The sequence below is a fragment of the Murimonas intestini genome, from assembly GCF_024622195.1.
Taxonomy (GTDB): domain Bacteria; phylum Bacillota; class Clostridia; order Lachnospirales; family Lachnospiraceae; genus Murimonas; species Murimonas intestini.
The window spans coordinates 18,083-44,322 of the sequence record NZ_JANKBI010000028.1 but is presented as its reverse complement, the minus strand read 5'-3'; the positions used below and the strand labels follow the sequence as shown (position 1 = coordinate 44,322).

At 46.1% G+C, this 26,240-nt stretch carries 18 protein-coding genes; all 18 read left to right on the top strand.

Annotated elements, in window-relative coordinates; genetic code table 11:
* Positions 1-202: 202 nt before the first annotated feature.
* The 18 genes from NSB28_RS24110 (at position 203) to NSB28_RS24025 (ending at position 26,174) form a co-directional block, all read left to right on the top strand.
* Positions 203-1,528: an ABC transporter substrate-binding protein gene (locus NSB28_RS24110; protein ID WP_109627245.1), complete on the top strand. Its 1,326-nt coding sequence runs from the start codon at positions 203-205 to the stop codon at positions 1,526-1,528.
* A gap of 15 nt (positions 1,529-1,543) precedes the next feature.
* A complete protein-coding gene (locus NSB28_RS24105; protein WP_109627243.1) occupies positions 1,544-2,401 on the top strand; it encodes a carbohydrate ABC transporter permease in 858 nt (285 codons plus the stop codon).
* Positions 2,402-3,232 (top strand): carbohydrate ABC transporter permease, encoded by an 831-nt coding sequence (locus tag NSB28_RS24100; RefSeq protein WP_109627241.1) that lies wholly within the window; start codon positions 2,402-2,404, stop codon positions 3,230-3,232.
* 107 nt (positions 3,233-3,339) lie between these two features.
* Entirely contained in the window at positions 3,340-5,127 is a 1,788-nt protein-coding gene (locus NSB28_RS24095) for a sensor histidine kinase (protein ID WP_109627239.1), read from the top strand.
* 485 nt (positions 5,128-5,612) lie between these two features.
* Positions 5,613-6,212: a transposase gene (locus NSB28_RS24090; protein WP_257497743.1), complete on the top strand. Its 600-nt coding sequence runs from the start codon at positions 5,613-5,615 to the stop codon at positions 6,210-6,212.
* A gap of 51 nt (positions 6,213-6,263) precedes the next feature.
* A complete protein-coding gene (locus tag NSB28_RS24085; RefSeq protein ID WP_257497744.1) occupies positions 6,264-6,761 on the top strand; it encodes a transposase in 498 nt (165 codons plus the stop codon).
* Positions 6,762-7,311: 550 nt separating this feature from the next.
* Complete coding sequence (locus NSB28_RS24080; RefSeq protein ID WP_109627237.1) at positions 7,312-8,274, top strand: alpha/beta hydrolase; 963 nt, start codon at positions 7,312-7,314, stop codon at positions 8,272-8,274.
* Between the two features lie 168 nt (positions 8,275-8,442).
* The gene (locus NSB28_RS24075; protein WP_109627235.1) at positions 8,443-8,670 is read left to right on the top strand and encodes a hypothetical protein; all 228 of its coding nucleotides are present in this window, start codon (positions 8,443-8,445) and stop codon (positions 8,668-8,670) included.
* Between the two features lie 437 nt (positions 8,671-9,107).
* A complete protein-coding gene (locus tag NSB28_RS24070; protein WP_109627231.1) occupies positions 9,108-10,346 on the top strand; it encodes a hypothetical protein in 1,239 nt (412 codons plus the stop codon).
* Positions 10,347-10,356: 10 nt separating this feature from the next.
* A complete protein-coding gene (locus NSB28_RS24065) occupies positions 10,357-10,905 on the top strand; it encodes a histidine phosphatase family protein (protein WP_109627229.1) in 549 nt (182 codons plus the stop codon).
* A gap of 643 nt (positions 10,906-11,548) precedes the next feature.
* Positions 11,549-12,622, top strand: coding sequence for a carbamoyl phosphate synthase small subunit (locus NSB28_RS24060; protein ID WP_109627227.1), 1,074 nt, complete (start codon positions 11,549-11,551; stop codon positions 12,620-12,622).
* The gene (gene carB / locus NSB28_RS24055) at positions 12,622-15,819 is read left to right on the top strand and encodes a carbamoyl-phosphate synthase large subunit (RefSeq protein ID WP_109627225.1); all 3,198 of its coding nucleotides are present in this window, start codon (positions 12,622-12,624) and stop codon (positions 15,817-15,819) included. The genes NSB28_RS24060 and carB overlap by 1 nt, the downstream gene beginning before the upstream one ends.
* Positions 15,820-16,059: 240 nt before the next feature.
* Positions 16,060-16,659, top strand: a complete 600-nt coding sequence (locus tag NSB28_RS24050) for a zinc dependent phospholipase C family protein (protein ID WP_109627223.1) — start codon at positions 16,060-16,062, stop codon at positions 16,657-16,659.
* Between the two features lie 145 nt (positions 16,660-16,804).
* A complete protein-coding gene (locus tag NSB28_RS24045) occupies positions 16,805-19,063 on the top strand; it encodes a helix-turn-helix domain-containing protein (RefSeq protein WP_257497745.1) in 2,259 nt (752 codons plus the stop codon).
* 280 nt (positions 19,064-19,343) lie between these two features.
* Complete coding sequence (locus NSB28_RS24040; protein ID WP_109627219.1) at positions 19,344-21,002, top strand: type 2 periplasmic-binding domain-containing protein; 1,659 nt, start codon at positions 19,344-19,346, stop codon at positions 21,000-21,002.
* A gap of 77 nt (positions 21,003-21,079) precedes the next feature.
* Positions 21,080-22,048 (top strand): ABC transporter permease, encoded by a 969-nt coding sequence (locus NSB28_RS24035; RefSeq protein ID WP_109627217.1) that lies wholly within the window; start codon positions 21,080-21,082, stop codon positions 22,046-22,048.
* Between the two features lie 12 nt (positions 22,049-22,060).
* Positions 22,061-22,975 (top strand): carbohydrate ABC transporter permease, encoded by a 915-nt coding sequence (locus NSB28_RS24030; RefSeq protein WP_109627215.1) that lies wholly within the window; start codon positions 22,061-22,063, stop codon positions 22,973-22,975.
* Positions 22,976-22,997: 22 nt separating this feature from the next.
* Complete coding sequence (locus NSB28_RS24025; protein WP_109627213.1) at positions 22,998-26,174, top strand: malectin domain-containing carbohydrate-binding protein; 3,177 nt, start codon at positions 22,998-23,000, stop codon at positions 26,172-26,174.
* Positions 26,175-26,240 lie beyond the last annotated feature (66 nt).

Sequence of the window (26,240 nt, the reverse complement as noted above, 5' to 3'; positions counted from 1 at the left end):
CGCGATGCACAGAAACGGCAAAAACCGCCGTTTCGCGCTGCAGCCCTCGGGATTTTCGTGCAAATACGCACGAAAACACCTCGCGGGATGGTGAAGTGTGAACAGTAACCTGGATATTACATACGGACGGGCTTAATAATCCATGTATACAAAAGCCCTTAAATGTTATTATCATATCATCAAATAAAGGAGGGTTTTTAGTATGAACTGGAAGAAAAATGGGGCGGCTGCGCTGGCAGCAGTGATGGCATTAACAGGAACAGCGGCAATGACAGGATCAGGGATCCTGGCTGAGGCATCTGACGGAGGGACAGCAGGGCAGGAATGGGAGTATAAGGAGGATACGATCACAATGCTGATCGATACGGATACTTCTATGGCAGGGATCCAGGCAGTGTGTGATCTTGCAGAAGAAAAGCTGGGCATTACAGTAGAGATCGAGACGAGAGTTGGAGGGCCTGACGGAAGAAATATTGTGAAGACAAGACTGGCTTCAGGTGATATGGCAGACCTCTGCGGGTTTAACAGCGGCTGTCTGTTAAAGGAGCTGAACCCCTCTGAGTATTTCATTGATCTCTCAGAAGAGGAATGGGCTAAGAAGCTGGATGACACATTTAAGGATGCCGTAACTGTAGACGGGGCAGTTTACGGGATACCGCTGACAGCCACATCGGCGGGGCTGGTGCTCTATAATAAGGATATCTACAGGGAATATAACCTGGAGGTGCCAAAAACCTGGGAAGATTTTATGGCTAACTGCAGGACACTCAAGGATGCAGGAGAGACGGCCCTGATCGGGTCCTTTGGCACAATGTGGACAGCCCAGGTGCCTTATCTGGGGGACAATTATAATGTATTGTCACAGGAGCCGGATTTTGCACAGGATTTTGAGAACGGCTCAGCAAAATATGCAACTACTCCGGCGGCGCTCAGGAGCTTTGAAAAACTGGCAGAGACAAATGAATACTACAATGAGGATTATCTGGCAACCACCTACGATGACGGCTGTGATATGCTTGTAAACGGTGAGGGAGCACACTGGATCATATTGTCTCAGGCTCTTTCTAATATCTATGAGATCTATGGGGATGAAGTAAATAAAATTGGGGCATTCGCTGTCCCGGGAGATGATGCCAATGACAACGGGCTGACTGTCTGGATGCCGGGAGCATGGTACGGAAATAAGAATTCAGAGCACATTGATACCATCAAACGGTTCATGGAATTCTACATATCGGAGGAAGCCATCCATGCGTACAGCGAGGCGATTCTGCCGGAAGGGCCGTATGCCATAAAGGGAATGGAACTTCCGGACAATGTATACGGTGCAGTAAAAGATATGCAGAAATATTATGAAGAAGGAAAAGTGGGGACTGCCATGGAATTCCAGTGCGCTGTCAAAGGAGCCAACTGCGGCGCCATCTGTCAGGAATGTGTGTCAGGTCAGACGGACGGAAAGACAGCGGCACAAAAATATGATGACGACTGCAGAAAGCAGGCGATGCAGCTTGGAATAGACTGGGAGTAAGAGGGAAGTGAGCAGATGAATAAAAAGAAAATATATTCTGCCTGGTTCCTGGTACCCACACTTGTGATCTTTACAGGACTTTTTATCCTTCCCATGGTGACTTCACTGTTTTTCAGCCTGACTGTCTGGGATCTGAAAAATTTCACTTTTGTGGGACTGGAAAATTTTAAGATGTTTTTTTCAGAGGGCTCACTGAATATCGGCATCAGGAATACGCTGCTTTATGCGGTCATCGGATGTTCCCTGAAAGTTACAGCAGGTTTTCTGATTGCGGTATTTCTGACAAGCAATATCAGGACAAAGAATATTCTGCGCTCTGTCATATTTTTTCCCAATCTGGTGAGCACCATCGCTGTGGGCATCACCTTCAAAGCACTCATGCACCCCACAAAGGGGCTGATCAATTCAGCCCTGGGCGCTGTGGGGCTGCGGGGCGCTGACTGGCTGGGAAACGCCCGCACAGCCCTGTTCTCTGTGCTCTCAGTTGAAGCGTGGAAGGGAGTGGGTGTTGCAACGGTGATATTTATTGCGGGAATGCAGGCTATAGACAAGACATACTATGAGGCAGCTTCCATTGATGGGGCGGACGGATGGCAGAAGTTAAAAAACATCACTCTGCCGCTGTGCAGGCCGGCAATGAATTCTGTCATACTTCTTGCTTTTATAGGAGGCATGCGCTCTTTTGACCTGATCTGGTCAATGACAGGAGGCGGCCCCGGTTTTGCCACAGATGTGCTGGCATCTGTCATCTATAAGCAGTATGCCGAGGGGTTTTATGGTTTATCAACAGCGGGAAATGTCATCATGTTTATCTTGATAGCATTTATAGCATTTCCTCTTCAGAAGTTCCTGATGAAAGGGGAGGTGGACTAGATGAAAAACAGAAAACGTCTCTGCCTGCTGGGGGATATTGTTGGAATGCTGGCGGCAGGAATCATATTTATTATTCCGTTTCTTTTCATTTTCTTAAATTCGCTGAAGGGAAGAAGGGAAGCAAACCTTCTGGACCTGTCGCTTCCCTCAGTCTGGGAATGGGGGAATTATAAGGCAGTATTTGAGGCAAATAACCATATTATACTGACGGCTTTTAAGAACAGTTTTCTTATAACACTGGGCGCCATTATACTGCTGATCTCTTTTTCATCAATGTCCGGGTATGTGCTCCAGAGGAGAAAGGACAGACTGACCAGGGCAGTAAATGTGATGATCATGACAGGCCTGATGATCCCTCCGGCTATTCTGCCGACTATCTGGATCATGAAGGGGATACATATCTATAAGACGCTTGCTGGGATCATCCTCATAGAGGTGGCCCTGCAGACACCGTTCACGATCATGCTTTTCAGAGGCTTTATGGGATCTATCCCCACAGAGCTGGAGGAAGCGGGGGTGATTGACGGCTGTTCGCCCTTTTCACTGTTCAGGCAGGTGATCTTTCCCCTCCTGAAGCCTGTGACATCTACAGTGGTCATACTGAATTCTGTCACTATATTTAATGATTTTATGAATCCGCTCTATTTCATGCCGGGCAGCAAAAATGCAACTGTACAGCTGACCCTGTATAATTTTATGGGGCAGTATTCCAGCTCCTATAACCTGCTTTTTGCGGATGTGATGACGATCACGGTTCCCATGCTTATACTGTTTATCATTTTCAATAAAAAAATAGTGGATGGGATGGTTGCCGGGGCTGTCAAAGGCTGAAGCAAGAACCAGAGGCGGCCCGGACGGATGGCGGATGATCACCGGGCCGTGAGCTGAAATGTAATGCAGACATTGTGGATAAATGAAAAAGGGGGAAGGCAGCAGTAATGAAATTCAGGAGAAAGCTTATTATTACCTATACAGCTTTTATGCTGGCAGTTTCAGTGGTGGTGGGTATAGGATATCAGGGCTACAGCATGAAACAGTACAAGTATAATGAATACATGAATATGGAGATCCTGGCACGCCATATGATACAGAATGCAGATTTTACGCTTCAGTCTATGGAAGATGTCATGAGTTATTTCCTTTCAGATATGGAAGTGCTGGGGGCGATCAATACGCTTTCGAATACTGCTGCAGGTGATGGCGGAAGGCTTAGCTACAGGGAAGAAGCCAGAAATATTGTGCGCTCAAAATTAAATACAGACTACATCATAAACAGGTTTTACAGGGTGATCTATTTTAATCAGGCGGGAGATATTATTGCCAGCAACGATGATGGCAGCATGCTGGTTGACAGCGGGAGGGCCATTGAGGACTACCCCTGGCTTAGGTATATAGAGGGGACCAGGGGAAAGCCTGTACTGATTCCGGATCATGAGGATTACTGGGGGTTAAAGCAGAATCCTCATGTTTTTTCGCTTGTAAAAGAGATACAGGGACCGCGTCTGGGATTTCTTGAAATCCAGAAAAAGGACGATGATCTGGAGGAGCTTTTTAAGGCAGAAAAGCAGGGAATGGATGTGGTTGTATTCCACGGAAGTGATCTGTTTTATTCCAGCAGGAAAGATATTTCCCGGGAATTTTATTCGGCAGCAAGAGACTCGGCAGAGAACGGAATACAGGAAGCTGTTAATCCCGGGACGGGGAAAAAGGAAGTGATTTTTGACTATACATCGGACGAAAACGGCCTGACGATACTTGTTGTGGAAGAAAAAGTGAAGATTACAGAAAGCCTGCCTGCTATCCTGCCGGTCACAGTCCTTGTGTCAGGATGTTTCTTTCTGGCAGCCATCTTTATCATTGTAATTTTGTCCAACAGGCTTACAAGGCCGCTGATACAGCTGAAGGAGACAATGGAAAAGACACAGATAGACAATCTTGCAGCCGAGCTGGTGAGCGATGATGTCACCGATGAGATTATGGCAGTTAATCAGGCGTACCAGAATCTGATCGCCAGGCTGAATGAATCTATGGTGCGGGAGAAGCGGCTGTCACTTCTGCAGCTGCAGGCACAGTTTGATCTGCTCCAGACTCAGATCAATCCCCATTTTCTTTATAATGTGCTGAATATCCTGGGTGACAGAGGTGTGGAGAATGAAGATGACATGACTTGTGAAATTTGCGGCAGTCTGGCTTCCATGCTGAGGTATTCCCTGAATACAAAGGAAAGGTATGCTTCTGTGGAGGATGAGCTTGCCTATCTCAGGCAATATTTTTTTCTGCTTAAATGCAGATATGAACATAAGCTGGAGTATACTATAGATGTGGAAAAAAATATTATGAAAGTGATCATACCAAAGATAATCCTGCAGCAGTTTGTAGAAAATGCTGTCACTCACGGATATGAAAATACAGCGGAGATAATGAAAATAGAAGTGAAGGGATGGCAGGAAAATGGTTTCTGGTACCTGCTGGTGAGGGACGGCGGCGCAGGATTCGGGGAGGATATTATTCGCAGGACGGAGCAGAAGATCGGGAAGATCAGATACCAGCTCACCAGGAACAGAAATAATCTGGAGGCTGAGATTGGCGGACTTGGACTTGTAAATACATATGCCAGGCTGTATCTTATCTATGGGGAACAGCTGGTCTTTAAAATCACGGACCTTCAAAAAGGAGCTGAGGTATTGATAGGAGCGCAGATTTCACAGTTACTGTTCACTCCGTGACCATTAACACGCTCCGCGATGCACAGAAACGGCAAAATTCGCCGTTTTGCGCTGCAAAACTCGGGATTTTCGTGCAAAATACGCACGAAAACACCTCGCGGAATGGTGGCGTGTGAACCAATGTCATTTAGATAAGCTTTCAAGATATATGGTTAGATTCCAAAATATAGGGGTCTAACCATTTTTTTAAATTTAACTATTGACATATCACCTCAAATGTGCGGCCGCTCTCGTTAACGATTGTTTTTCGGTAACGAGAGCGGCCCATGATTTAGAACTATATTTTCTAACTCATGGAGGTATCTATTATGTTTCATCATAAAATTAAGTCACTTTTTCAATCCGCTGTCTCTTGTGTTACACGCAACATTTCGGACTACGCTGTCCATCCCGGCAGGGACTTTACACGTAACAAAAAGCTCCCTCCCGATCTGTTCATTTCCTTTCTTGTTTCTCAAGGTTCTTCCTGCACCGGTAACGAGCTTTTGGATTTTTGGCATTTACAGGATTCCTGCCCTTCTGTTTCGGCTTTCAACCAGCAGCGCTCCAAGCTCAAGCCTGAGGCCCTCCAGGCTGTTTTTAAACAGTTTAATTCTCTGGCCCTTCCTTTGGAACCTCCCACAAAATACCGCTTTCTGGCGGCTGATGGTTCTACCTTTGCTTTCTTTAGTAAGCATTCCTTTGCCTCAGACGCTTATTATGTGTCAGAAGGCCATTCTAAAAAGGGCTTTTATAACATGCATTTAAATGCTCTTTATGATCTACAACGCCATACTTACGCTGATGCCATCCTGCAGCCTGTACATGATAAAGATGAGTTCCGTGCTTTCTGCGATATGGTAGACAGGCAGGAGAGCCTTCCCGGCACTAAAAATATCTATATTGGAGACCGGGGATACTGCTCTTACAATAACATGGCCTATGTCATCCAATCAGGTGAGTACTTTCGGTTCCGCACCAAAGATATCCATTCCAAAGGGCTCGTCGGGAATTTTGATCTCCCCGGCGAGGAAGCCTTTGACATGACAGTCACGGTTACCCTGGTACGCAGCCGTTCAAAGAAGCTGGCTGCGGCACAGGGTTAAAAACGTTTTATTGATAAAGCTATTTCCTTTGCTTTTATAACCTATGGTTCCATGGATACTTATGAATTATCCTTCCGGATCGTGCGTTTTCCGCTGCAGGATGGTTCCTGTGAATGTATCGTCACGAATCTTCCCAGGGAGGAATTTCCGGCAGAACGCATTAAGCAGATCTACGGCTCCAGATGGGGGATCGAGACCTCCTTCCGAAAATTAAAATATACGATTAGATTGAGTAACTTTCACGCTTATAAACCGGAATACATCCAACAGGAGATATGGGCAAAACTATTAGCGTATAATATCACGGAGATCATGATCAACCACACGGTCATAGAGAAGAAAGAGACGAAGCATGCATATAAAATAAAGTTTACAGCAGCCGCACATATTTGCAGAATCTTTCTCCGTCTGACCACAGAGAAAGATTCCATAGATGTGATGTCTCTGCTAAAAAAAGAGCTGATCCCGATCCGGGATGAACGCCAATACCCAAGGCTAAAAACAGCTCATTTCAGGAAAACACGATATTTTATATACCGGGCTGCATAAACAGATCCATCCTCCCTATCATACCCTTTTTTGAAGCAGATGTAAATCTGCTTATTTGTAGTACCCAAAAAATCTGTTAACAATGATGATCTCCCTAAAATGGGATTGAAAGCATAACCCACCTTCCACAGTAGGGTGAAAATAAAACTGTTTGTATTGTTATCTAAATGACATTGCGGAGTGAACAGTAACCTTTCATTTGTCCTTAATATCGTACAGGGTTGGGAGTGGTTTGTCAAATAAGAAATAAACAGATATAATAATACAAAGAAAAGTTATTTGCCATGACGGCTTATTTTATAAACCCGTGTGTAGCACGTTTATGGGTGATTCTGGGAGCGGTAAAGAAATTTCAAGATAACTGTTATAAAAAATTTATTTATATGATAATATAAACAATTCTTAAACATTTATCTGATATACTCAGATGGTAATATGGATTATATGTAGAAAATTATAAGATAAAGATATCTGGTGTGGAGGACGATGCAAAACTGAAATAATAGTCGTTCATACTTAGGTGATAACAGATTAAACAAGGAGTATAGTTATGAAGGTTTCCATGGATATGATTGACAGACAATATAGAAGAAACGGGCGTTTTATGAAAGTATTTTTGCGTTATAAGGATGAGAAGGCATTGGTCACAATGGGACGTTTTTTACAAAAAGTTTTAGGAAATAAAAAGAGCCTGAAACTGAATAATGATGTATATTTTATTGAAAGGGAGGACTCCAGAAAGCTTCGTCTTTGTGTGTATTCACCCAAAAAGAAAACAGGCGGCGGAAAGTTGCCGGGTATTCTTTGGCTGCATGGCGGAGGTTATGCGCTTGGCAGTGCAACAATGGCAATACCCTATGCCGAGAGATTGATATTGGCTTCAGAGGGTATTGTAGTATCACCGGATTATACTTTATCAGGGGAAAAGCCTTATCCTGCCGCGCTTGAAGATTGCTATGCCGCGCTTCTGTGGATGAAAGAACATGCGGATGATTTGGGGATATATAATAATCAGTTTTTTGTCGGTGGAGACAGTGCAGGCGGAGGACTGGCGGTTGCCGTTTCTCTGTATGCCCGTGATAAAGGAGAGGTGGGGATTGCGTTTCAAATGCCATTATACCCTATGCTTGACGACAGGATGACCAGTGGATCTATGATAAATAACGATGCTCCTATGTGGAATGAACACGCGAACCGATTAGCATGGAGGCTATACTTGGATAATATGTATGGAAAAGATGACGTTTCCGTTTACGCAGCACCAGCCAGGGAAATGAATTATAAGAACCTGCCTCCTGCATTTTCTGTTGTAGGCTCGCTTGACCCGTTTCATGATGAAACAGTATGCTATATGGAAAATTTGAGAGCCACTGGAATTGAGGTTGAATTTTATGAATATGAAGGTTGCTTTCATGCATTTGATCAGGCAAATGCTAAGGCGGATAAGAGCCAGGATGCATTAACAAAATTGGCGGCCGCTTATAAAAAAGCCGTCCTCAGCATATTTAAATAACAGAAATGTTATTATGAATATACGGAAGGAAACGATGGAAAAGACGCAGATCAATCCGCATTTCCTTTATAATATGTTGAAGATCCTGACTTTGATCGGAGCGCAGATTTCACAGGACAATGTATAAGATATATCCAAGTGGGAAAAACTGATGCTGAGGTGATGAAAATGATAGATAATCAGGAGCTTCCCATTGGCTTTACAATGGAACTGGCTGAACATTCTGATGTGCTGAATTATTTCGCAGGCCTGCCAAAAAGCCAGCAGGACCAGCTGGTGGACGGGGCCAGGAATGTAAACAGCAAAAGTGAGATGCGCAGCTATGTAGAGAATATCGGCAGGACAGCTGGTGTGAGCACAGAGGAAAATCCAGCGGGAAATCCCATGAAGGGATAAAGCCTGAGGGGAGGCAGCGGCGCTGTATCCCCCGGCAGCTGCCGTATGTGAATATTCAACGGTTGTGAATATCTGTCCTTTGAACAAGATTTTCTGATATGGTACATACATTAAGTCATATTTTATTCACAAACATTTTAAGAAATAGTCATGAAAATCTCATATCTGTGTCTTATAGTGATAATTGAACATAGCCAAGAAACTTGTTGCTATAAAATTTTCTTTGTAACTGTTCAGTACCTTCACAGTTACATGCAAAAATCCATTTAAAATCGCTTGCGGCGATAGGATTTTTGTACCCTTGATTCAGTTTCTTACGGTCTGTGCAGTAAATGCACAGACCTGCTGAATAGTTACTTTTCTTTTTCATACTGCCAGTGCTTTTTAGCACTGGCTCTCCTTTTTTAGGGGAAAATATCAGAGAGGGAGTTATTTAGATGAAAACAGCCAGTATGTCTGATCCAGGCGCCCGGTCAGTTCCATTTATTCCGGGCAGTACTGTTTTACATTATGAAGACCTTTTTGATGCAGATAATCTGCTGAGGGGCCAGAATGATGCGTCACAAAAGGTGCTTCTGCCATATCTGCAGGAGACAGGAAGAATGTTTAATGAAGCAATAAAGAAATATGACAGCAGTGAATGCAGCGGCTGCAGGGTATTTCCTTCATTAGACCTGGGATTTCCAAATAATGTATGCCGCCTTGCGGGAGGATTTGCAACAGGGATGCTCCTTGCGTGGAAGTGTGAGGTCCCAGTTGTGCCTGTGGATGCTACTGTTAATGTGTGTACCAGCAGCGTCTTCAGGCTTAAAGAGTTTGATCCGGGGCGCCTGAAGAGGCCGGAAGAATTAAACAGATCCCTGGAACAGATATTCAGAGATGCATATGAGGAAAAGGGATATTCGTTCAGCTTTACTTCAGGCAATCATTTCCTGATGATAGGAAGGAATGAGAGCAGCCAGACAGGGGATGAGTATTATCTTGTCCTCCATTCATCGGCAAATGACCTGAAAAAATCATATATGGGGCTTTATCCGGCAGAGGGAAACTGGTATGCGGACAGATTAGAAAAACTCAATGGAAAAAACGGCCGGTATATCAGATATCTGACGGGTGATGATGCCAGATATTTTATTACTATGGCCCACCATTTTGAGGAGTATAATGAGAAGATACACAGGTGGCTGGCGGATAAAATAGACAACGGCAGGAGTATTTCCGGCGAAGGAGGTCAGGAGTGGGTGAAACATCACTATTATATGCCTACCGACAGCTCTGTCGCAATTGGGACATTTGCTGAACCTCCCGGAACACAGGTACCTCTGTTCTCAGCGCCGGGAAAACCAGTATACATATTTGAGACAGGAAAAGACAACTGGCAGGCAGATCTTGGCGGAAGGAAAGGGAAGGTGTGTCTCGTCCCTCATGGCTGGGGGCAAAAGATAGAGAGAATAAGATCAGTAGGCACAGACGGAGAAAATCTGCTTCTGGGTGTGGGTGAGGGAGTGAAGAAGATCCGCATCGATTCCAAAGCCCGGATAACCTGCCCGGAGAAACAGCTCAGGCAGTTTGGGGATGGAGAAGAATTTCTGCGGATAGGGTCCAGAATGGTACGCGGAGAAATAAAACTGACCCTGACTCCAGTATTCGAGTACTCAGGCAGCAGGGGAAGGTGAGGCGGAAAAAATGACAGAGATATATGCCCTGAGGCACTTCAGGACAGATAATAATATGAAAGATGTGTTAAACGGAAGAAGTATCCGGCTGCCTGTATCAGAAGCCAGACAAGTGGAGTGCGGTGTACAGATAGACAAGGTATATTGCTCAGAAGCTCTAAGATGCAGGCAGACACTGGAAAAATTCCTGGAAACGAATAAAGCCGGGGAAGTTGAATATACTATTGAATTGCTGGAGCGTGATCTGGGAGACATGGAGGGCAGGCCAAGGCAGGAGATGATTTCTTTATATCCTGATAAATTTACAGGCAGCAGGCTTGATGTATTCGCCGCCCCTCCGGGCGGAGAATCATTTGAAGAGCTAAGGGAGCGAGCATCCTCCTTTCTCAGAAGAACAGGTCTGGACAAGGAGGATATAAAAGAAAAAAGCAATATCCTGATCTGTTCACACAACCAGTTTTTAAAAATGCTGTATTTTACCATACATAAAAAAGAGATAAAAAAAGCCGCCTGGAACGCCCTGTCCTTCCCGTTCGGAGAGGTCATTAAAATAAGCTGAAGATATCTTTTCCGGCATTCACTAAAAAAACAGTTGAAAACTGTCGATGTATGTGGTAAAATCTTTTCAATTTGAGAACCTATAGTCATACTGGTCTGCTATACATTAAAATGTACAGCCAAGCAACACAACACCAGTTCAAGGGGGAGCGCACAGGTAAAGAGTTTGCGGCTATAGGCAGCCTGAATTCCTGATGGCGTTCTCTTTTTTTGCGCGAAATCGATGAGCTGTGCGTCCAGGCTCAAAAGGACACCGGCAGCTGCTTGCAGATGCCGGCGCCCTTTTAAGCCTGGACATAGGGCGAACGCCCGCGACATCTAAGATGCTCTGCATCTTAGATGTGCACAGCTCAGGTGTAGTGAGAAGCCACCCAGAAATTAACGTGACTTCCGCCCCCAACCCCCAAAGCACGCTCGAAGAGCCGTGCGGCCTGCAAAATCCAAAGCAGTGTCCCGCCCCCAGCCCCAAAGCACGCTCGAAGAGCCGTGCGGCCTGCAAAATCCAAAGCAGTGTCCCGCATCCAACCGCAAAGCACGCTCAAAGAGCCGTGCGGCCTGCAGAATCCACAGAGCATCCTGCCCCAAGGCCGCGCCCCCCAAAAACAAACCCTCAAAATTTCACCATAGAAAGGAAAAGATGCCCCATGAAAGCATTTCTAATACTAGAAGACGGCACAGTATTCACCGGAACCAGCATCGGTTCCCAAAAAGAGATCATCAGCGAGATCGTATTCAACACATCGATGACAGGATATTTGGAGGTGCTGACCGATCCGTCATATGCAGGACAGGCAGTAGTCATGACATATCCGCTGATCGGCAATTACGGCATCTGCCATGAAGATATGGAATCGGCAAAACCCTGGCCGGATGGTTATATTGTAAGAGAATTATCCAGGATGCCCAGCAATTTCCGCAGTGAAGACACTATCCAGAATTTCCTCACAAAGCACGATATCCCCGGTATAGCCGGCATCGATACACGTGCCCTCACCAAGATTCTTCGTGAAAAAGGTACCATGAACGGTATGATCACCACTAATGAGAATTATAATCTAGATGAAATACTTCCCAAATTAAAAGCTTATACAACCGGAAATGTAGTAGAAAAAGTGACCTGTAAGGAAAAATATGTCCTGGAAGGGGACGGTCCTGCGGTAGCTCTGCTCGATCTGGGGGCGAAGAAAAACATAGCGGGAAGTTTAAATAAAAGAGGCTGCCGGGTCACTGTTTATCCTGCCTTCACTCCGGCTGAAGAGATAATCGCATCACATCCTGACGGCATTATGCTTTCAAACGGGCCCGGGGATCCAAAAGAATGTACAGCTATTATAGAAGAGATACGCAAACTGTACAACACAGATATCCCTATCTTTGCTATCTGCCTGGGACACCAGCTGATGGCCCTGGCAAATGGTGCGGATACCCACAAGATGAAATACGGACACAGGGGGGGAAACCATCCGGTGAAGGACCTGGAGACAAACAGGGTCTATATCTCCTCACAGAATCACGGTTATGTGGTGGATACTGATAAGCTGGATGCATCTGTGGCAGTACCGGCGTTTGTGAATGTAAATGACAGCACAAATGAAGGACTGGCTTATACAGGGAAAAATGTATTCACTGTGCAGTTCCATCCGGAAGCCAGCCCCGGTCCGCAGGACTCAGGTTATTTATTTGACAGGTTTATGAAAATGATGGAGGTGACTAAATAATGCCCAAAAATCCGGATATTAAAAAAGTACTAGTAATAGGTTCAGGCCCGATCATAATCGGGCAGGCGGCAGAGTTTGACTATGCCGGGACACAGGCATGCCGTTCCCTGAAAGAAGAGGGGATAGAAGTAGTCCTCTTAAACTCAAATCCGGCTACGATCATGACAGATAAAGACATTGCGGATAAGGTATATATAGAACCTCTGACAGTAGAGGTGGTGGAGCAGCTTATCTTAAAGGAAAAGCCGGACAGCGTGCTGCCGACTCTGGGAGGCCAGGCCGGGCTGAACCTGGCAATGGAGCTGGAAGAGGCAGGCTTTTTAAGGGATAATGATGTGAAGCTCATAGGCACTACATCTGAGACGATCAAAAAAGCGGAGGACCGCCTTGAGTTCAAGAGCACAATGGAAAAGATCGGCGAGCCTGTGGCAGCGTCACAGGTAGTTGAAAATGTGCCGGACGGCGTGGCGTTTGCGAAAAAGATAGGCTATCCCATCGTTCTGCGCCCTGCTTATACACTTGGGGGCAGCGGCGGCGGAATCGCAGCCTGTGAAGAGGAGCTGGTAGAGATACTGGAAAATGGACTCCGCCTTTCAAGGGTGGGCCAGGTACTTGTAGAGCGCTGTATCGCAGGATGGAAGGAAATTGAGTATGAGGTGATGCGCGACAGCCTGGGCAACTGCATCACAGTCTGCAATATGGAGAATATCGACCCTGTTGGTGTTCATACAGGAGACAGTATCGTTGTGGCCCCTTCACAGACACTGGGGGACAAAGAGTACCAGATGCTGCGTACTTCCGCATTAAATATCATCAGTGAACTGAATATAACAGGCGGATGCAATGTACAGTATGCTTTAAACCCGGACAGCTTTGAGTACTGTGTCATCGAGGTAAACCCCCGTGTGAGCCGTTCATCTGCCCTGGCGTCAAAGGCCACAGGTTATCCCATTGCAAAGGTGGCAGCCAAGATCGCTCTGGGCTATACACTTGATGAGATCAAAAATGCTATCACAGGCAAGACTTATGCAAGCTTTGAACCAATGCTGGACTACTGTGTTGTAAAGATCCCAAGGTTACCGTTTGACAAATTCATCAGTGCAAAGAGAACGCTGACTACACAGATGAAGGCTACAGGCGAGGTCATGAGTATCTGCGATAACTTTGAGGGCGCTCTTATGAAGGCTGTCAGGTCCCTTGAGCAGCATGTGGACAGCCTTATGTCATATGATTTTACCGGACTGACGGAAGAAGAACTGGTAAAGCAGCTGCATAAGGTAGATGACAGGCGTATCTGGACGATCGCTGAAGCCCTGCGCCGGGGGATGACATATGAACAGATACACGAGATCACCAAGATCGACCTCTGGTTCATAGATAAGCTGGCTGTCCTTGTGGAGATGGAGAATGCGCTGAAGACTCAGGAGCTGACAGCAGAGCTTTTAAAAGAAGCTAAACGCATAGAGTTCCCGGATAATGTGATAGCGGACCTGACTGGAAAGACAGAAGAAGAGATCAAGAAGATGCGCTATGAAAACGGCATCGTAGCCGCATATAAGATGGTAGATACATGTGCAGCAGAATTCGAGGCGTCCACTCCATATTATTATTCTGTGTTTGGCAGTGAAAATGAGGCGAAGGAGACTAAAGGCCGCAAGAAAGTGCTGGTGCTCGGCTCTGGTCCTATCCGTATCGGCCAGGGTATTGAGTTCGACTTCTGTTCTGTGCACTGTACCTGGGCATTTGCAAAAGAGGGATATGAGACTATCATCATCAATAACAATCCGGAGACAGTCAGTACAGATTTCGATATAGCAGATAAGCTGTATTTTGAACCGCTCACACCTGAAGACGTGGAAAATGTAGTAAATATTGAGAAACCGGACGGAGCCGTAGTGCAGTTCGGAGGCCAGACAGCCATCAAGCTGACAGAGAGCCTGATGAAAATGGGAGTTCCCATCCTGGGCACTTCTGCTGAAAATGTAGATGCAGCTGAAGACAGAGAATTGTTTGACAAGATACTGGAAGACTGCGGCATCCCAAGACCAGCCGGACATACTGTATTTACAGCAGAGGAGGCCAAGAAAGCTGCAAATGAGCTGGGATATCCTGTGCTGGTAAGACCCTCTTATGTGCTGGGCGGACAGGGAATGCAGATCGCCATCCAGGATGAGGATATAGACGAATTTATCGGTATTATCAACAGGATCGCACAGGAGCACCCCATACTTGTAGACAAATATCTGGTAGGCAAGGAAATCGAAGTGGATGCCGTGTGCGACGGCGAGGATATCCTGATTCCGGGTATCATGGAGCATATCGAGCGCGCGGGGATACATTCAGGTGACAGTATCTCTGTATATCCCGCGAAGAGCATCAATGAGAATGTAAAGAGGACAATTGAGGACTACACAAGGAAATTGGCACGCTCCCTGCATGTTATAGGGCTCATCAATATCCAGTTCATCGTATGCGGTGAAGAAGTCTATGTGATAGAGGTCAATCCCCGTTCCAGCCGTACTGTGCCGTATATCAGCAAGGTTACCGGGATACCTATCGTGCCCCTGGCCACAAAGGTCATATTGGGCAGGAAGATCAGGGAACTGGGATACACACCAGGACTTCAGCCGGAAGCAGAATATTATGCCATCAAGATGCCTGTATTCTCATTTGAAAAGATCCGCGGCGCTGATATCAGCCTGGGACCGGAGATGAAATCCACAGGTGAATGTCTGGGAATCGCAAAGACCTTTAACGAGGCGCTCTATAAAGCCTTCCTGGGCGCGGGGATCAATCTTCCCAAATATAAGAACATGATCATCACTGTGAAGGATGCTGATAAGCCTGATGCAGTGGAGATCGGAAGACGCTTTGAGGCCATAGGCTATAAGATATATGCCACAAGAAGCACGTACAAGGCTCTTCAGGCTGGCGGTGTGCACTGCAGCAGGATCAATAAGATCGAGCAGGAATCACCAAATCTGATGGATCTTATCCTTGGTCATGAGATCGATCTGGTCATTGATACTCCGGCACAGGGGATCGAGCATGCAAAGGATGGCTTCCTGATCAGGAGGAATGCAATAGAGACAGGAGTCAATGTGCTTACTGCCATGGAGACGGCAAAAGCTCTGATCACGAGCCTTGAAAACACAGATATAAAGAAACTGACATTGATCAATATTGCAGAAATTTAAGATATTTTAACAAGATGTTGTGTCCGGGCTTAAGACAATTAATAAATGTGGGATTGAGGAATTGTTAAAAATTCCTTAATCCTGCCGTCAGCCCGGGATTTTTTTGGTTAAATTAAAAGTAAATTCTGCTTGCATTTTGGGAACTGAACGAATACAATGAAGAAGGTGGGTAAAAATTAATAATCCGGTATCAGTTTGGGGAAACGGGATTGCCGGTCATTGTATTTTGGAGGTTTTATATTGAGAAAGAAATCACATATTTCACTGGCGAAGTATATTGTTAATGATATCGATACACTGGAACTGGATAACCACAGGAAAGCATTCTATCTTGGAAGCATCCTGCCGGACTGTAAGCCGTCTTTTCTGACAAAAAAACATGAATTTGCCGGGACCTTTACAGAAGTGCAGAAATCCCTCAGGAATCTCACAGTTGACTGTGACCTGAATGAGCGGAATGAGAGAGTTTACTGGAGAAGACTTGGAGAGGTCATCCACTATGTGGCGGATTACTTTACATTTCCTCATAATACCACATATGACGGCAATCTGAAAGACCACTGCATGTACGAGAAGGAGCTGAAGCTCCGTTTGAAAGAATATATCAGAAGCGGTGAAGCTCAGGAAAACCAGCCGGAGATCATGAAATTTTATACAGTGGAATCATTGATTAAATTTATAGAGAATTCTCATGCAGAGTACTTAAAATTCAAACGCAGTGTGGAAGAAGATGTGAGATATATCGTTGACCTGTGCAGACAGGTGGTGGCAGCAGTAGTGGAGCTGCTCTACAGAAGGATCGCATCCCTCAGCCTGATTCAGCAGGCAGTATTTGCATAGAAATTATAAAAACATAAAATTGAAAATAATGGAGCCTTTTACAAAAGGCTCTTTTTTGTTGCACCATTTCAGATTTTATTTTACAATAGTATTATTGAGGATGGCTGAATTACAACAAAGTACAGGCGGGATGGTGTGTCAGAAGATGAAGAATAAAAAACTGTTTTTAAAATATCTTGGAAGGTACTGCGGAATATTTGTAATTGTATTGATCAGCAGCCTTTTGCTGGTAATGCGTGCATACCAGATCACAGAGCGGAATGTGATGGAGGAGAATACCTGGAGGCTGCAGAGCGGTCTGGATAAGCTGGAGAACCAGCTGACAAGAATGAGCAGCATGACGGAGACCCTGAGGCAGGTCACCAGCCTGAATTATTTGAAATCAGTTGAAGGTGAACTGAAGATCTCAGAGTATGTATATCTGAATGCACTGGAAGAGCAGCTAAAAAATATCAGTATCCTCTATGATTTTGCGTCCATGGAATTTATGATGTTTCAGAATAATGACTGCTATATCTCCAATACCCAGGTGACGGATGCCTTCCAAAACTATTATGGGGAATTTTTTCAGTTTGAGGGCATAAGCGCCCGGGATTTCAAACAGATAGTATTCGGACAGGAACAGAAAATGTATCTGATGCCGGGAGAGTATTTAAAATATAATAAGTATGGGATTATGACTGAAACAGAAAATCCCATCCTCTGCGTGATCAGACCTTCTCTGGGCGGGCAGGCCAGCCTTGTGGATGAAAGTGTGGCAGTTGTATTTGTCATAGAGCAGGAAAAGATACTGGATCTGCTGCTTGGAAATGAAGGGGACAGGAAGGCCGTCCTTCAGCTGTATGATTCCGGGGATAATCTGGTGTTTGGCAGCGGGGCAGCCCAGGATGGCGACGGGCAGCGGGCTTTCAGTGAGGGAGATAAGAGCTACCGCTATGCAGTCTACGAAGGTTCAGAAAAGATACTGAAGGTGAGGGCAGGATTTTCAAGTGAGACAGTGCAGCGTTATATCCTGGAGCTGATGGGCATGCTGATCCTCTATGTCTTTCTGGGACTGGGTGCGGCAGTTGTCCTCTCCCTCATTCTGGCGGGCAGGGAGTACCGCAGTATGCATGGTCTGATCACTGATGTAGTATCAAAGAGTGACGCAGAGGTCACCACAGCGAAAAATGAGTACGACCTTTTGAGCCAGTCTTTCAGCCAGATGGCTCAGACGAGAGAGGAGTACAGGACTAAGGTAACTCTTCTGGAAAACCAGATGAAAAACAGTATACTGGAAAATGCTCTTCTGCAGGGACTCTATACAGAAGAGAGCAGGCAGAGGTTCAGACAGGTGTTTTCTGTGGATATTGAGTATTATTGTGTGGCTGTGATGAAGATAGATGCAGAGTGTGCAGGACTTTCACCTGAGATATCCCTGGAAGCCAGGACAAGGATGGATGAGCTGCTGGGGCTGGAGCATCCATTTATGAGTGTCCTTTCAGGAAGCAGCCAGGAGATATTTCTGATACCCCGCAGCCTTAATGATGTGACAAATGTAAACCAGCTCCAGGAGAAATTTGAGAAGCTGATAACCGGCCTGTCGGCAGAATATGGCATAACATTTCCGGCGGGCATAAGCGCCATAGGGAAGGGGCTGGAAAACCTGCACTCCTGTTACGTTCAGGCTATCCAGGTGCTTCAGGCCTTTGAGGTGGAGCACACAAACACAGTGGGAAATTATTATCTGCTGAAAGGGGAGAGCCGCCTTCCGGCATTGGTGGATCTGGAGTTTATGCAGAAGCTGACAAATCTTGTGCTGTGTGCTGAAGAGGAAGCTGCAGGGCAGCTGTTTGATAAAATAATTAAAAATTTCAGGAGGAACGCCCCGCTGTATGAGATACACAGGGAAGAGGCTTTTTACGCAGTCAGAAATGTGGAAGCCGGGCTGCTGGAACAGCAGATCTTTTCGGGCTGCCAGCTGAAGCTTCCTGAATACAGGGCTGATATAAAGTTCGAGGTCCTGATGGAATCCTTAAGAGAGCTGGCCCTGAAGCTGTGTGAGGTAGTCAGGAATAATAAAAAGAGTAAAAACGTGGAATTGAAGGAGTCCATCATCGGTTATCTGGAATCTAATTTCTGTGATCCGGGTTTGACGGCCGCCCGGCTGAGCCAGGATATCGGGATATCGGAGAAATACCTGTACCAGTTCATCAAGGAACAGACAGGGACCACATTTGCGGCATATCTGGAGCAGCTGCGTATGGGGCGTGCGGAGGAACTTCTTCTGACCACCGGGCTTTCTAATACGGCAGTAGCGGAAAAATCCGGCTTCGGGTCGGCGAATACATTTTACAGGGTCTTCTCAAAAAATAAAGGCATTTCACCTGGAAAATTCAGAGAAAATTTTAAAAAAGATGAGTAGGAGATTCCGGCGCATTTATCTGTGACAAGAAAATGGCGCCGGAATTTTTATTCCTGCGGGCAACGGGCCAAAGCCAGGCGGCGAATCGAAAAGCCGCCCAGACCCCTGAAAACCTCAGTAAATCCGGGGATCTGGGAGTGCGGGAGGAAAATGGGAGTGTGGAATTCTTACCATGTGGGAACGAATTGGGGAAGTGAAACTTTACGTTTAAGTTTAAAACTGGCATTATAATGGCATCACCGGTGCACACCGGATAACCAAATCAATAAGGAGGGTAATTATGAAGAAACACAATGGTATGAGAAAGGCTACGGCTTTTGCACTTGCACTTGCAATGACAGCAGGACTGTTCGTTCCAGGTACTCAGGCGGAGGCAGGCGAGGAAAAGGAGACTCTTACAATAGGTCTTGCACAGAACAGTAATGTAGAGGATTATGAAACTAATTATCTGACACAGCTGATTGAGCAGGAATGTAACGTGAATCTGGAATTTGTCTATCTTCCAAGTGCAGTTGATGATGCAAAATCCAAATTTGCGATCATGGCATCCTCAAATACAACGCTTCCTGATGTAGTGGTAGTCGCAAATAATCAGTTTACTGACCTGGAGATAGCTGATTATGGAAGCAAGGGGATATTCATTCCATTAAATGAATATCTGGAAAATAAGGATCTGGCAGTAAACTTCTCCCAGATTCCTGAGGAGGACCAGGAGAAGATGATAAGTGCATCAACCAGCCCGGATGGGAATATCTACTGCCTGACCCAGAATACTCCTGAGGACTGGAATATGACACCGTTCAGGTTCTGGATCAATAAGGCATGGCTGGAGAAACTGAATCTTGAGACACCTACGACTACAGATGAGTTTTATGAAGTTATGAAAGCGTTTGTTGAACAGGACCCGAATGGAAACGGAACTGCCGACGAGATCGGAATCACCGGCTGTACAGACGGCTGGGGATGTAATCCTGCTTATTATATCATGAATTCCTTCGTATTCTACAACGGAGACCAGTCTAACGGCGGGCTTGCCTTAGATGAGGATGGAACAAAGGTAACTGCTCCGTTTGCATCAGAAGGATGGAAGGCAGGGCTTGAATATATGAATAAGCTCTGCAGTGAGGGGATCCTCTCTCCTGCAATGTTCACTCAGGATGCTACACAGTTTACAAGTGTGCTGAGCAATGAGACACAGATCACTGGCTCATGTGCTGCCGGCGGGTTTGGATATTGGAGCGGTGCACAGGAAAATGCAAATTTCCAGGAAATGGAGCTGCTGGCGCCTCTTAAAGGGCCTGAAGGAATTGCATATGCTGCATACAATGAGTATACGCCAACACCGGCCTACCTGATTACGAAAGACTGTAAAAATCCGGAACTGGCATTTAAGGTAGGAGACTTCTTCTATAGAAATGATGTATCTCTCACAGTACGCTATGGTGAGGAAGGGGTAGACTGGACGACTGATGCAGAAAAATGTAAAGAGTACAAGGGTCTCTATGAAGATCTCTGGGATATCCCATGTTCACTTGTACAGCTCAACACAGTGTGGTCAAGTGTACAGAACAAACACTGGTATAATGTAGGACCCCGCTACACAAGCCTGGAGGATTACCGCGGAATCAACAGTGACCAGATGGCAGGTTCAGATGCAGTGGATTATACATCTCTTACAAGACAGCAGTCTGCAGAGTATTATATGGAAGCCCATCCTGAGAAAGTGCTTCCTGTTCTGAAGTATACAAATGATGAAGCTGAGAAGCTGGCAGAGATCCAGGAAAATGTTCTGACATATGTGAAACAGAGCCTGGCAGAATTTGTCACAGGAAACCGTCCGTTAAGCGATTGGGATAATTATCTGAGTGATCTGGAGAACATGGGGCTCCAGGAATGGCTGGATGTAGCTCAGACAGCTTATGACAGGATAGAGAAATAAGGTACTGAACAGTAAAAAATAGCAGATCAGGGAGGGGAGCCAGTAAAACGGTTCCCCTTTCAAGAAGGAGGATATAAATGAAAACCTGTGCGGTTACGGCAGTTGATAAAAAGCGGCGGAAGGCAGCCCAGAGGGATCTGCTTAAAAAGCAGATAAAAGCGAGGTGGCAGATTTACCTTCTGTTACTCCTGCCTTTGGCCTATATTCTGATTTTTGCATATATTCCCATGGGCGGACTTGTCATGGCTTTCAAAGATTATGATATGACTAAAGGGATATGGGGAAGTGATTTTGTAGGTCTGGCCAATTTTCAAAAATTCTTTTCTTCATACAAGTTTACCCAGGTCCTGAAGAATACGCTTACAGTATCTGTATACAGCCTGCTTATCACATTTCCGGTCCCGATTATATTTGCGCTCATTCTGAACTCATTTCCGGGGAAACGCTTTAATAAAGTGGTGCAGACTACTACTTATATACCATACTTTATTTCTACTGTAGTTATGGTAGGGCTTGTAATGCAGGTGCTCAATTACAGGACAGGCATATACGGCGCCCTCTATTCCCTGTTTACAGGAAAAGTGGCGCCCGATATTCTGGGAAAAGCCTCATCCTTTAAACATGTCTATGTATGGTCCAGCGTCTGGCAGACAACAGGATACAGCGCAATTATCTACATCGCTGCGCTTGCAAATGTAGATCCGTCACTCCACGAAGCCGCAAAGATCGACGGTGCATCCAGATTCCAGCGGGTGCGCTACGTGGACTGGCCAAGTATCATGCCTACAGCAACTATCATGCTGATACTGGCAGCGGGAAATATTATGAATGTGGGATTTGAGAAGGTGCTCCTCCTGCAGAACGACTTAAATATTGCTTCCAGCGAGGTTATCTCCACCTATGTATACAAAGTGGGACTTGCAAGGGGAATCGGTGATTTCTCATTGTCTACGGCGATCGGTATGTTTAATTCCGTGATAAATTTTGTTCTGCTAGTCTCTGTCAACTGGCTGAGCAAGAGGCTGAGCGGAAATGGGATCTTTTAGAGGAGGAGTATGATGGAGAATAAATCAGTGAAAAAGAAAAGACTGCGCGGGACAGGGGGAAGCGACAGGACCTTTTATATAATTTCAGGGATCGGTCTGTCCCTCTTTCTTCTGGCAGTGCTGTACCCTATTGTCTTTGTGGTGGCGGCATCATTTTCATCAGGCCAGGCAGTGTCTGCCGGAAAAGTATTTCTCTGGCCTGTGGATTTCAGCCTGGAGGGATACAAGACAGTATTCCACAATAAAGATATTCTGATCGGCTTTAAAAATTCAATCGTGTATACAGTAGTAGGTACACTGATAAATCTTGTAATGACTATGATATCAGCTTATGCGCTTTCCAGGGACGATGTGCCGGGAACGAATAAGATCATGCTTATATTTACTTTTACCATGTTTTTCAGCGGCGGTATGATACCTACATATATGCTGATACGTTCCCTGCATATGCTGGATTCTATCTGGTCCATGGTTATCCCGGGAGCTGTAGGGGTCTATAACCTTATAATAGCCAGGACATTTATTAAAAACAGTATCCCGGGTGAACTGCTGGATGCAGCAAAGATCGACGGGTGCAGCGACATCAAATATTTTACAATGATCGTGCTGCCGCTGTCCAAGGCTATCATCGCCGTGCTTGTACTTTTTTATGGGGTGGGACACTGGAACTCATATTTTAATCCCATGCTCTACCTGAATTCCCGGGAGCTGTTTTCACTGCCTATCTTCCTGAAGGAGATCCTCATAGCAAATCAGATAGATCCGTCTACTGTCACAGACCCTGAGCTGCAGATGCAGATCGCCCAGATAGCAGATGTAATAAAATATGCCCTGATCGTAGTGAGTACAATACCGGTGTTAGTGATATATCCATTTATACAGAAATATTTTGTGAAAGGAGTCATGATCGGATCTGTAAAGGGCTGATCATGGATGCAGGATACATACTATGGAATACAGAGAAAAGCAGTACATAAACGAGGGCTGGCGTACCAGGTTTGAGTCTGTGCCTTGTGAGGAATTGCAGGGCAAAGCATTTAAGGATGAAGACTGGGACAAGACAGTGGATCTGCCCCACAACTGGGAGGATTACCAGGGATACCGCCGTCTCTCTCACGGAAACCTGCACGGCACGGCCTGGTATAGCAGGAAGCTTGAGATCCCGGAAAGCATGAAATACGGCGGAGAAGAGAAACATACATTTCTGGAATTTGAAGGCGCAGGCTCCTATATGTCGCTCTGGGTGAATGGAAAATATATTGGCGGGCACAAGGGAGGCAGGACATGTTATACTGCTGACATTACCGGGGCGCTAAAATGGCAGGGGGAGAACCAGATCCTTGTGAGGACTGACCATCCGGAAAAAATCGATGACCTTCCATGGGTGTGCGGAGGCTGCTGGGGCACGCCGAATACAGAAGGCTCCCAGCCGCTGGGGATTTTCAGGCCTGTATCATGTTATCAGACAGGCAGTGTACGAGTTGAGCCGTTTGGCGTGGCCGTCATCTGTGAAAAAGAAGAAGACGGTCTTGTAAAGATCACAGTCACCACAGAAATATGCAGCTTCAGGGAGCAGGAGGCCGAGGTTACTATTGTCCACAGGATCAAAGGGCCGGACGGCAGTCTGTGTGCCGGGCTTGAGAAAGAGATAAAACTGGAGGCGAAAGGCAGTAAGACAGATGTACAGTCAGTAAAGCTGGATAAATATGAGCTGTGGGATTTGGATAATCCGGCTGTATATGAGGTCAGTACAGATGTCATTGTAAAAGACGGCGTATCAGACCATGTCAGGAACAGTTTTGGGATCAGGTTCCTGGAGTGGGAAAATTTTGGGGATGATGAAGGACAGGTACTTGATCAGGAGCTGCTGACAGCCAGACCCGGCAGAGAGAACCACTACTTTAATGAAGTGGTAAAATGCAGCAGCAGCCCAAAAGTCCGTATCACGGACGGAGGAGTCAAAATAAGGATATCTGACCTGGCATCGGAGGATACTGTCATTGAAATAGAGACAGAGGTGGAGAATCTGGATACTGTCCCCCACCGGGTGGAACTGGAATCCTTTGTCCAGACATATAACAGGACGAAGTCCATCGCGGATCTGAAGCAGAGTGCTGCGCTGCAGCCGGGAGAAAGAAAAGTGATTTTCCAGAAGACAGAGAGCCTGCAGTTCCTTGACAGATGGTCGGAAACGGCACCTTATTATCATCAGGTGGCAAGCACCCTGAGGGATTTGGAAGGACGCCTTACCGAACCTATGCAGGTAAAGACACCCTTTGGAGTGTATAGGACTGCGGAGACAGCCAACAAGGCATATCCCTATAAGCAGCCGGCCAGGGCCGGGGAGAAGCCCCACCGTTTCTTCCTTAACGGAAAGCCCGTCCTGATAAATGGTACATGTGAATATGAGCACCTTATGGGGAATGACCATGCATTTGATACAGAGCAGATAGAAGCCAGGATGCGCCAGATCAGGGCCGCCGGGTTCAATGCTTTCAGAGAGGCACATTGTCCGCATAACCTGCGGTATATGGATTATTGTGACAGGAACGGAATACTCTACTGGGCACAGATGGGGGCACATCTCTATTTCGATACGGAAGAATTCAGAGAGAACTTCAGGAACCTGACAAGAGAATGGGTGAGGGAGAGGCGCAACAGTCCCAGCCTGATCCTCTGGGGGATCCAGAATGAGTCTATGCTGCCGGAATCTTTTACTGCTGAACTGACTAGAGAGATCAGAGAGCTGGACCCAACCACATCAGGGCAGAGGAAGACTGCCACATGCAACGGGGGAAGCGGAAGCGACTGGAATATTCCACAGAACTGGAGCGGCACTTATGGGGGAACCGTATCTGATTACGGTGCTGATATCAGAAGACAGAAGCTGGTAGGTGAGTACGGCCAGTACAGGGTTCTGGGGAAACATGAGGAAGGCAGCATGGAAGAGCGCCAGAATACAGGCGGGGATGTGAGTGAGGAGCTTTTCTGTTACTGCCTGCAGAAGAAGGTGGAGGAGATAGAAAAACAGAAAAATTATGTGGCAGGTCATTTCCAGTGGATATTTAACGCACATGCCAATCCCGGAAGAGAGACGCTCTACTGTCTGGACGGCAGGGGCAGCAATGCAGTGGGGGTAGTGAACAGCAAGGGTCTGCTGACCAGCTGGGGAGAGCCCACAGACTGTTTTTACATGTACCGCTCACATTATACAAGCGGCAGGTGTGAGCCTATGATCTATATTGTCTCCCATACATGGCCTGACAGGTTTATAGATGGACCACGTACATGCGATGTGACTGTCTATTCCAACTGCGATGAGGTGGAACTCTATAACGATTATGAGAGCAGGCTTCTGGGAAAGAAGAGGAGAGGAAGTACAGGTGTACCGTTCCTGTTTGAGAATGTCAGTGTGGAGAGGGGGATGCTGTATGCCGTCGGGTATGTGGATGGACAGCCGGCAGCCCGGGACACTGTTCTGCTGGAAGGGCTTTTGGAGCCTGAAAATGCAGGAAGGCTTTATGAGGGGGCGCTAAATCTGACGCTTCCCGATGAGGGCAGAGAAGACGGATATCTCTACAGGGTCAACTGCGGAGGCAAAGATTATGAGGATGTCAACGGCAATAAGTGGTATTGTGACAGAAAATGGACCGGCAGAGGATATGGGTGGACTTCCTGGGGAATGGAGTATGACAATGTGGAGGATGAGATTGGAAGTGAAGGAAGGACATATGATCCAATCATAAATTCCCGGGATCAGGAATTATTCCAGTCCTACCGCTATGGCAGGGAAAAGCTGGCTTATCATTTTGAGGCAGAGCCTGGCGAATACGAGCTGGAGCTGTACTTTACAGAACCCTGGTATGGTATCGGCGGAGGCATGGACTGCAGAGGATGGCGGATATTTGATGTGGCCGTTAATGGCGAAAAGGTCATAGAGAATCTGGATATCTGGCAGGAAGCAGGATGTCTGAAGGGTCTGAAAAAGTCTGTAAAGGTAAAGATAAAAGAAAAAGAGCTTGTTCTGCATTTCCCAAGAATAAGAAGCTATCAGGCAGTTATCTGTGCTGTGGCTGTCAGAAGATGCCTGGAGCAGTCCAAAAACGCCGCAGGCAATGAGATATAAAATATATTAAAACGCCCGGAGTGTGCTTTGTGCACCCCGGGTAATTTTTTTTGTTTTAATGGAAAG

What these genes read in the sequence shown, in the direction of transcription:
- NSB28_RS24110 (WP_109627245.1), top strand. Translation starts at nt 203, where the DNA reads ATGAACTGGAAGAAAAATGGGGCGGCTGCGCTGGCAGCAGTGATGGCA.
- NSB28_RS24105 (WP_109627243.1), top strand. Translation starts at nt 1,544, where the DNA reads ATGAATAAAAAGAAAATATATTCTGCCTGGTTCCTGGTACCCACACTT.
- NSB28_RS24100 (WP_109627241.1), top strand. Translation starts at nt 2,402, where the DNA reads ATGAAAAACAGAAAACGTCTCTGCCTGCTGGGGGATATTGTTGGAATG.
- NSB28_RS24095 (WP_109627239.1), top strand. Translation starts at nt 3,340, where the DNA reads ATGAAATTCAGGAGAAAGCTTATTATTACCTATACAGCTTTTATGCTG.
- NSB28_RS24085 (WP_257497744.1), top strand. Translation starts at nt 6,264, where the DNA reads ATGGATACTTATGAATTATCCTTCCGGATCGTGCGTTTTCCGCTGCAG.
- NSB28_RS24080 (WP_109627237.1), top strand. Translation starts at nt 7,312, where the DNA reads ATGAAGGTTTCCATGGATATGATTGACAGACAATATAGAAGAAACGGG.
- NSB28_RS24075 (WP_109627235.1), top strand. Translation starts at nt 8,443, where the DNA reads ATGATAGATAATCAGGAGCTTCCCATTGGCTTTACAATGGAACTGGCT.
- NSB28_RS24070 (WP_109627231.1), top strand. Translation starts at nt 9,108, where the DNA reads ATGAAAACAGCCAGTATGTCTGATCCAGGCGCCCGGTCAGTTCCATTT.
- NSB28_RS24065 (WP_109627229.1), top strand. Translation starts at nt 10,357, where the DNA reads ATGACAGAGATATATGCCCTGAGGCACTTCAGGACAGATAATAATATG.
- NSB28_RS24060 (WP_109627227.1), top strand. Translation starts at nt 11,549, where the DNA reads ATGAAAGCATTTCTAATACTAGAAGACGGCACAGTATTCACCGGAACC.
- carB (WP_109627225.1), top strand. Translation starts at nt 12,622, where the DNA reads ATGCCCAAAAATCCGGATATTAAAAAAGTACTAGTAATAGGTTCAGGC.
- NSB28_RS24045 (WP_257497745.1), top strand. Translation starts at nt 16,805, where the DNA reads ATGAAGAATAAAAAACTGTTTTTAAAATATCTTGGAAGGTACTGCGGA.
- NSB28_RS24040 (WP_109627219.1), top strand. Translation starts at nt 19,344, where the DNA reads ATGAAGAAACACAATGGTATGAGAAAGGCTACGGCTTTTGCACTTGCA.
- NSB28_RS24035 (WP_109627217.1), top strand. Translation starts at nt 21,080, where the DNA reads ATGAAAACCTGTGCGGTTACGGCAGTTGATAAAAAGCGGCGGAAGGCA.
- NSB28_RS24030 (WP_109627215.1), top strand. Translation starts at nt 22,061, where the DNA reads ATGGAGAATAAATCAGTGAAAAAGAAAAGACTGCGCGGGACAGGGGGA.
- NSB28_RS24025 (WP_109627213.1), top strand. Translation starts at nt 22,998, where the DNA reads ATGGAATACAGAGAAAAGCAGTACATAAACGAGGGCTGGCGTACCAGG.